This window comes from Mesorhizobium sp. M4B.F.Ca.ET.089.01.1.1 (assembly GCF_004022605.1).
GTDB lineage: Bacteria > Pseudomonadota > Alphaproteobacteria > Rhizobiales > Rhizobiaceae > Mesorhizobium > Mesorhizobium abyssinicae.
In genome coordinates this window covers 1-787 of sequence record NZ_RZOS01001039.1, presented here as the reverse complement: position 1 = coordinate 787, position 787 = coordinate 1, and the positions used below count along the sequence as shown (strand labels likewise).

Genomic DNA, 787 nt, shown 5'->3' with positions numbered 1-787 from the left:
CCAGATACTCGGCAATTCCCAGTTTCTCCGCGGTCGCCTGCACCTTCTTTTTGCGCTCGCCCTCGGCAATCTTGCGCACCTTCAGCGGGAACTCGATGTTTTGGAATACCGACAGGTGCGGATAAAGTCCGTAGTCCTGGAACGCCATCGCGATGTCGCGATGGCGAGGTTCCTCGTAGGTGACGTCGCGGCCATTGATCTTTATCTGGCCGCCGCTGGGGAGTTCCAGTCCGGCGATCATCCGCAAGGTCGTGGTCTTGCCGCAGCCGGAGGGGCCAAGCATGACGAAGAACTCGCCGTCCTTGATGTCGACCGAGACGCCGTTGACGGCGGTAAAGGCGCCAAAGCGCTTGTATACGGATTTGACTTCGATACCCATTATCTCTTCCTCATCCCTTCACGGCGCCGAGGGTCAAACCCCTGACCAGGTATTTTTGCATCAACAGCACGAGCACGACGACCGGCAACGACATCAGCACGCCCGCGGCCGATCCCAATCCCCACGAGATAGCCTTGGCCTTGATCGAGCTGGCCGCGATGACGGGCAAGGTGCGCGCTTCCGACGAGGTCAGGATGCTGGCGAGCAGGAATTCGTTCCAGGCGAACATGAAGATGATCACCATGGTCGCCGCGAGACCCGGCAAAAGCAGAGGCAAGGTTACGCGCCAGAAGCACTCGAAGCGGCTGCAGCCGTCGATGAGCGCGGCCTCTTCGATCGACTGTGGAATCTCCTGGATAAAGACGCGCATCACCCAGACCACGAACGGCAGACCATTCAGCGTATAGA

General features: G+C 59.3%; 2 protein-coding genes. Both read right to left on the bottom strand.

The window, feature by feature from the left end:
- The coding region (locus EN780_RS35875) for an ABC transporter ATP-binding protein (protein ID WP_133372937.1) at nt 1–379 on the bottom strand (379 nt) is incomplete at its 3' end.
- Between the two features lie 10 nt (nt 380–389).
- On the bottom strand, nt 390–787 hold a 398-nt coding region (locus tag EN780_RS35870), incomplete at its 5' end, for an ABC transporter permease subunit (protein ID WP_133372936.1).